Source organism: Serratia sp. BW106, assembly GCF_002607755.1.
In the GTDB taxonomy this organism is placed as follows: domain Bacteria; phylum Pseudomonadota; class Gammaproteobacteria; order Enterobacterales; family Enterobacteriaceae; genus Serratia; species Serratia proteamaculans.
The window spans coordinates 20,656-27,824 of sequence record NZ_MCGS01000059.1; the positions used below are offsets into that span (position 1 = coordinate 20,656).

Here is a 7,169-nt window from a genome sequence, read left to right on the forward strand (position 1 = left end):
TTTAAGAAGGTTCCTGCGCAAGAAACGCGGGAAAGACAATCCTTAAAAAAGTGTGACGCCATACGCGTACACAACAGCAATTTGTGATAAAGAAATTATAAAAGTGTTATTTTAAAAGGTCGTTTTGAGTATAGGCTTGCCGAGGCGCTTACTCAACTGTAAATCGCACTCGGCAAAAATATTCTTTAAGTGATTATTAATGCATACAATTATGACGCAGAGTTAGCATGTTCCTGCCTTGCAGCCTGCTGATCATCCATCACTTTTCCCCGTTGCAGCATATAGCCCAATGCGGCCAACACCACCGTAGAAACCATCACCGTTACCGTTGCCAACAGCGGCTGGCCGATAAAGGCCGACACCAGCATACTGGCGACAAAACACAGGCCCAACTGCAGGGTGTTTTGCAAGGCTGCAGCTTTGCCGGTGCCTTCCGGGAACGGGGTTAACGCATTTGCCACTACGATTGGGTAGGTGGCACCGTTGACCAGTGCCATCACGCAGAACGGGATCAGCAGCGTGGTGAGCGTTGGCGCGGTCAGCGTGGCAACCAGATATAACGCCACCATACTGATGCCATAAGCTACCAGTAGCCACGGTAGCAAGGTGTTACCATTCATGCGATTTAACGCGGTGCGACAGCCGTAACCCCCTAATAAGAATGCCAGGGTCTGCGGCACATAGCTCAGGCCGATATCATTTGGGCTGTAGCCCATATCACCAAGAATAAAGGGTGAACCGGTCAGCCAGGCGAAGAAGCCGGCGGAGCAGGCGGCAAAGATGGTGACGTTGCCGCTGAAGGCCGGGGACTTAAGCAGTTGCAAGAAGGTCAGGGTGTTTTTCTTCTCGGCAGAAGGCGCGGCCTTGGCGCTTTCTTTCAACAGCAGCGTTGGCAGCAACAAAATCACCGTGATGCCCAGCAGCACGGCGAAAATGGCACGCCAGCCCATGTGGTTCAACAACCAGGCACCGACCAGGGGGGCCAGTGCAGGCGAAAGTGCGACCAGTGGCATAATGGTGGCGAAGACTCGGTTAGCCTTGCCTTCACGGTAACGGTCAATCACCAGGGCCTGCCAGGTGACGGCGGCAGAACACACGCCAATCGCCTGGATAAAACGCAGTGACCACAGTTGAACGGCATTCTGTACCCACAGCATACCGAGGCAACCCAGGGCAAACAGCGCCAGGCCAATCAGCAACACCGGTTTACGGCCGAGGTGATCGGACAGTGGGCCCCAGAGCAGTTGAGCAAAGGCAAAGCCGGCCAGGAAGATACTGAGGCTGGCACTGATCGCCCCGGCGGAAATCTGCAGGTCTTGCTGCATCACGCCAAAGGCGGGCAAGTACATGTCGGTGGCCAGATAACCCAGCATACTCAGGCCGGCAAGGTAGAACATAAAACCAAAGGAATTTCGCATTGTATTTCTCGTTAATATTTTAATGTCGCAGGTTTTTAGCGCCGGCAAGTGTATCCGGCTGGATCTCTGCTTGTGAAACGGTAATATTTGCGAGGTGCTGTTAAAAAAATTGAAGGCAAGGTTATGTGGTCTGAATATTCACTCGATGTAGTAGACGCGGTCGCCCGCACCGGCAGCTTCAGCGCAGCGGCGCAGGAATTGCACCGTGTACCCTCGGCGATAAGTTATACCGTGCGACAACTGGAGCAATGGCTGGCGGTACCGCTGTTTGAGCGCCGTCATCGCGACGTGGAGCTGACCCCGGCCGGCGTGTTGTTTGTTCAGGATGCGCGCATTGTCATCAAAAAAATGCTCGACACCCGTCGACAGTGTCAGCAGGTGGCTAACGGCTGGCGTGGCCAGTTGAAAATTGCCGTGGACATCATTGTTAAACCTCAGCGCTGTCGCCAACTGGTGCTGGATTTTTACCGCCATTTCCCCGACGTTGAACTGATGGTGCAACCGGAGGTGTTTAACGGTGTGTGGGATGCGCTGGTGGATGGGCGTGCCGATATGGCGATTGGGGCGACGCGGGCGGTGCCGGTCGGCGGCGGGTATGCTTTTCGCGATATGGGGGATATGCGCTGGTTGTGCGTGGTCAGCCCGCAGCATCCGCTGGCGGCGCTGGAAGGGCTGCTGAACGACGATCAGCTTCGGCCTTTCCCATCGCTGTGTCTGGAAGATACCTCACGCAACCTGCCCAAACGAGTCACCTGGACGCTGGACAACCAACGGCGGTTGGTGGCGCCGGACTGGGCCTCGGCGTTGGATTGCCTGTGTGCAGGCCTGTGCGTCGGCATGATGCCTGCGCATCAGGCATTGCCGTTGGTGCAGCGCGGGGAACTGGTGGCGTTGCAGTTGCAACAGCCGTTTCCGGCCAGCCCTTGTTGCCTGACCTGGCAGCAGAATACGCCATCACCGGCGATGGCCTGGCTGTTGGACTACCTGGGGGACAGTGAAACCTTGAATCAGGAATGGTTAAGCGAAGTGACGCCGGAAACCGCAGAGGCTTCCGGCGCTAACGACTAGCGGCGGTAATCGATGAAAGGGCCGTCAGCGACCGAGCGGCGCTCAACCAGCTTGGGATGCACTTCAATCACCTGCGACTCTTCGCGCTTGCTGATGATACGGTCCAGCAACATGGTGAATGCCATCTCACCCAAACGCTCTTTCGGTTGATGAATGGTGGTCAGCGCCGGGGTGAAATAGCGGGCGTTACGTACGTTATCGTAGCCAATCACCGAGATGTCCTGCGGTACGCGCAGCCCAAGTTCATCGGCGGCGCAGATCGCACCCATCGCCATGATATCGCCACCGCAGAATACCGCGGTCGGGCGATGCTTCTGCGACAATATCTGGTGCATGGCCTTGTAGCCGGATTCTGGCTCAAAGTCACCCTGGACAATCCATTCGTCGCGAACTTCGATATTGGCTTCTTCCATGGCCTTTAAAAAGCCCTGATGGCGGCCGCCACCAGTATTACGCGCCAACTGACCCGGAATGGCGCCGATATCACGGTGGCCGCGCTCGATCAGATAACGCCCGGCCAAATAGCCACCTTCGAAGGCATTATCGATAATGGTATCGGTAAAATCACCGCGCGCGGTACCCCAGTCCATCACCATCATTGGGATGTTGCGATAGTCTTCCAGCATGCCGAGCAATTGGTCCGGGTATTCCGAACACATGACCAGCAGACCATCGACGCGTTTTTGCGCCAACATCGCCAGATAGGCACGCTGTTTGTCCAGATTGTTGTGCGAGTTACACAGGATCAGCGTATAGCCTTTGCTGTAGCAACTGTTTTCCACCGCCTCGATCACTTCGGCAAAGTAGGGGGCTTCGCTGGAGGTCGCCAGCAAACCAATCGATTTGGTGTGATTGACCTTCAGGCTACGCGCCACGGCGCTGGGTGAATAGTGCAGCTCTTTAATCGCGGCAGCCACGGCCGTTTTTGTCTCTTCGGCGACGAAACGAGTCTTATTGATGACGTGCGAAACGGTGGTGGTGGAAACGCCAGCGCGTTTGGCCACATCTTTAATCGTTGCCATGTAAAGAATGACTCCTGAACTCACATGTTGCAGCATGTAAGTGTGATGTTAATCGTTTGCCTGCGTAGATCCTTCTCCAAAGAAGCGAAAACTGAGTTTTTAGTGTGTTGAAGTCGTCAGCGCTTGGTCAGGAGGGGCATTTTGCCGGTACACAGTTGTGAACTGCGAATTTTGTCCCATATTGAACAAAAGGGGAAGAGGTAATCGATATAATAAACCGGGAAATGATAACAAGATTTTATTGGCTAACTGTGTGAAAATGGTTTGACGCATTAATTGTGTGCCTTTTACCCTTGGGAAACCCAATCTGAAAAGGAGTTGTAATGGATACCGATCTGAAAATGTCACTGTTCACCACCGTCTGTGCGCTGGCCGTGATTATTGCTTTCAGCTTCACCGCTGCTTTGAACTGATCCCCTTAAGTAAAACAGGCGCAGCCCGCTGCGCCTGATTGCTCTTTCCCTCAGCTTTACGCCAGGTTTTTCTCCACAAATGCCCAGTTAACCAGCGCCCAGAAGTTTTCCAGGTAGGCCGGCCGCGCATTGCGGTAATCGATGTAGTAGGCGTGTTCCCAAACGTCGACGGTCAGCAGCGGTTTATCTTCACCGGTCAACGGTGTAGCCGCGTTCGAGGTGTTAACAATAGCCAGTGAACCATCCGGCTTTTTCACCAGCCAGGTCCAGCCTGCGCCAAAGTTTTTCACTGCGGCATCGCTAAATTGTTCCCTGAAGGCAGCGAAAGAACCAAAAGCCTGATTGATCGCCGTTGCCAGTTTGCCCTGAGGCTCACCGCCGCCTTGTGGCGACAAACAATGCCAATAGAAGCTGTGGTTCCACACCTGTGCAGCATTGTTGAAGATGCCGCCGTCTGAGGCCTTAATGATCGCTTCCAGCGATAGTCCTTCAAACTTGCTGCCTTTCAACAGATTGTTCAGGTTAACCACGTAGGCGTTGTGGTGCTTGCCATAGTGGTATTCCAGGGTTTCTGCGGAAATGTGCGGCTCGAGGGCATTTTTTTCATAGGGTAATGCGGGCAGTTCAAACGACATTGCTTTCTCCTTTTACAGTGCCAACCTGAATCAGAACAACCAACAACAGATTGACCTGCTTTTATTGTGGGTATTTAGCTTAGCAATTTTCGCGCTGAAATACAGGGGGAATGGCAAAGGATTAGTTGCAGCATCGAGAGTTTGGGGAAACGCTCAGGGGAGAGCGGCTGGCAGGGCCAGCCGCAAAGGCAATTATCGAATGGTTTTCGGTGTCACTACCCGACGTGCGCCAATGTAGTGGTTTTGCCAGTAATCGTTGTCGAGCTGGCTGATGCGGATTTCTTCACCGGTACGCGGTGACTGAATGAATTTACCGTTGCCCAGATAAACCCCAACATGGTCTGCCACGCCGCGGTTGTTAATCCGGAAGAACACCAGGTCGCCGCTTTCCAATTCATTTTTCTTGATCGGCGCGGCGTCGCGCAGGTGGTACATCTCGTTGGCGGTACGTGGCATTTTGATTTTCACCACGTCTTTATAGGCGTAATAAATCAGGCCGCTGCAGTCAAAACCGGTTCTCGGTGAGGTGCCGCCCCAACGATAGGGCTTACCCATCTGATCCATCAGCTTGGCCATCGCGGTTTGCTTGGCATGCTGGTAGCGTTTCTTGTGCGCCGGGGTAAGTTTCAGCGGCTTCTCGTCACGAACCAATTTGGCGGTGGCCATACCGGCTTCGCGGTGGCGGCCATAGCCTTTTTTGTAACCCTTTTTCGGCGGGGTCACTTTAATCTTGGCGACTTTATGAGTTTTGTTTTTCGATTTGGCGCTAACAATCTTTTTAGCGGTTTTTTCTGTTTTGGCTTTGGAAACCTTGGCAGTTTTCTGTGGGGTGGTGACTTTTACTTTTTTGCTGCTGGCTTTAACCGCTTTCTTTTTCTTGCGGTCATCCGGTCGGGCTTCGTTTACGTGGCTCTTACGCTGCTCGGCGGCAACACGAGACTGCGGCGCAGCATGCGCCAGATTAAAGAATAGCTGTGTAAACAACAGCACAAAAAGCGTAAGAATTAAACGCATGTCGACGTTACCAACCTTGGCCCCGGAACAGATATCGAAAGAATGACAGTATTCCCGAATTTCGCCATATAAAACAGCGAAGAACTCATAAATGATAATCCATATTGTGAGAAAACGTTAATAGCATTTTTTCTGCTGAAAAATCAGACTGTTGGTGTATAAAAAATCAACAATGACCGTCACTGGATTTATTAAACGTCGTGTTTTGATGAAAAAATATATTAGTGAAATAGCCAGATTAAAAATGTTATTCTGCGCATATGTTTTGACCGGAAAGGCCTTGCCGGCGAGACGCGACTGACAACCAAGGAATGCCCCTGCAAAAGATGGCGTTTTCTTGCGACTGTTCCAGCCGCTACAATAGCCAGTGTGATGCATGTTGTAGCCATGAGATTTGGCTTGAGGAAGCAATATAATGACGACGACGATTGAAAAAATTCAGCACCAGATCACTGAGAACCCAATTCTGCTGTATATGAAAGGTTCACCGAAATTGCCAAACTGCGGTTTCTCAGCGCAAGCTGTGCAGGCGCTGTCTGCCTGTGGCGAACGTTTTGCTTACGTTGATATTCTGCAGAACCCGGACATCCGCTCCGAGTTGCCGAAATACGCTAACTGGCCGACGTTCCCACAGCTGTGGATAGACGGTGAGCTGGTTGGCGGCTGTGATATCATCATGGAAATGTATCAGCGCGGCGAATTGCAGCAGCTGATCAAAGAAACGGCAGAGAAATACAAACAGCAGGAAGACCAGCAGCCTTAATCGGCTCGGTTCTATTGTTGGAAGTCATCGGGCGGTGCCAGCTAAAACTGGGCCGCCCGATTTTTTTGTGTCTTAGTCGGTATTACTGGCCGCCAGCGGCCAGCCACCAAGGCGTTTCCAGCGGTTAACCAGCTCGCAGAACAACTGAGCAGTTTGCTCGGTATCATACAGCGCCGAATGCGCCTGAGCGCTATCGAACGGAATATCGGCGGCAATGCAGGCTTTGGCCAGCACCGTCTGCCCCAGCACCAGCCCACTCAACGCCGCGGTATCAAAGGTGGCGAAAGGGTGGAAAGGGTTGCGTTTCAGGCTGGCGCGCTCCGCAGCAGCCATCAGGAAGCTGTGATCGAAATTGGCGTTATGCGCCACAATTATCCCCCGGTTACAGCCACGATCCTTAATCCCCTTGCGCACCGCTTTAAAAATAGCGTGCAGGGCATCGTGTTCACTGACCGCACCGCGTAGCGGATTACTCGGGTCGATACCGTTAAAGGCCAACGCTTCCGGCTGTAGGTTGGCGCCTTCAAAAGGCTCCACATGAAAATGCAGGGTTTCGTCCTGTTGTAACCAGCCGTCTTCATCCATTTTTAACGTAACGGCGGCAATTTCCAGCAGTGCGTCAGTCTTGGCATTAAATCCGGCGGTCTCTATATCTATTACTACAGGGTAAAACCCACGAAAACGGCCACTCAGGGCGTTAAGATCACTTTTTTCGGCCATCAGTTTCTTATCTTCATCGAATACAGCGCGCATTATGGCAAATTTTGCGCCCGGTTGCAGGCGGTTATCACGCGGAAAAAACAGGGGCGCAGAAATGAACTGACCCCAAGAAGTTG

Annotated in this window: 8 protein-coding genes; 3 read left to right on the forward strand and 5 right to left on the reverse strand. The window is 52.6% G+C overall.

The window, feature by feature from the left end:
- Nucleotides 1-209: 209 nt before the first annotated feature.
- Complete coding sequence (gene punC, locus BEI65_RS25710; protein ID WP_099065642.1) at nucleotides 210-1,418, reverse strand: purine nucleoside transporter PunC; 1,209 nt, start codon at nucleotides 1,416-1,418, stop codon at nucleotides 210-212.
- 123 nt (nucleotides 1,419-1,541) lie between these two features.
- Between punC and punR the strand changes: the two genes are divergently transcribed.
- Nucleotides 1,542-2,486 (forward strand): DNA-binding transcriptional activator PunR, encoded by a 945-nt coding sequence (punR, locus tag BEI65_RS25715; RefSeq protein ID WP_099065643.1) that lies wholly within the window; start codon nucleotides 1,542-1,544, stop codon nucleotides 2,484-2,486.
- Here the strand turns inward: punR and purR are convergent.
- On the reverse strand, nucleotides 2,483-3,508 hold the full coding sequence (gene purR, locus BEI65_RS25720) for an HTH-type transcriptional repressor PurR (protein ID WP_099065644.1): 1,026 nt from the start codon (nucleotides 3,506-3,508) through the stop codon (nucleotides 2,483-2,485). The two genes, punR and purR, sit on opposite strands and share 4 nt — an antisense overlap.
- A gap of 323 nt (nucleotides 3,509-3,831) precedes the next feature.
- On the opposite strand from purR, the gene BEI65_RS25725 reads away from it, so the two are divergent.
- Nucleotides 3,832-3,921, forward strand: coding sequence for a YnhF family membrane protein (locus BEI65_RS25725; RefSeq protein ID WP_004943739.1), 90 nt, complete (start codon nucleotides 3,832-3,834; stop codon nucleotides 3,919-3,921).
- A gap of 56 nt (nucleotides 3,922-3,977) precedes the next feature.
- Here the strand turns inward: BEI65_RS25725 and sodB are convergent, their stop codons facing one another.
- Nucleotides 3,978-4,556 (reverse strand): superoxide dismutase [Fe], encoded by a 579-nt coding sequence (gene sodB, locus BEI65_RS25730; RefSeq protein WP_085116580.1) that lies wholly within the window; start codon nucleotides 4,554-4,556, stop codon nucleotides 3,978-3,980.
- A 192-nt stretch (nucleotides 4,557-4,748) separates the two neighbouring features.
- Complete coding sequence (locus tag BEI65_RS25735; protein ID WP_099065645.1) at nucleotides 4,749-5,570, reverse strand: C40 family peptidase; 822 nt, start codon at nucleotides 5,568-5,570, stop codon at nucleotides 4,749-4,751.
- A 415-nt stretch (nucleotides 5,571-5,985) separates the two neighbouring features.
- Here BEI65_RS25735 and BEI65_RS25740 point away from each other — a divergent pair, with 415 nt between their 5' ends.
- A complete protein-coding gene (locus BEI65_RS25740; protein WP_099065646.1) occupies nucleotides 5,986-6,333 on the forward strand; it encodes a Grx4 family monothiol glutaredoxin in 348 nt (115 codons plus the stop codon).
- A gap of 72 nt (nucleotides 6,334-6,405) precedes the next feature.
- On the opposite strand, the gene rnt is transcribed toward BEI65_RS25740, so the two are convergent.
- Nucleotides 6,406-7,086 carry a ribonuclease T gene (rnt, locus tag BEI65_RS25745; protein WP_085116582.1) on the reverse strand — a complete coding sequence of 227 codons (681 nt, stop codon included), beginning with the start codon at nucleotides 7,084-7,086 and terminating at the stop codon, nucleotides 6,406-6,408.
- Between the last annotated feature and the right edge of the window lie 83 nt (nucleotides 7,087-7,169).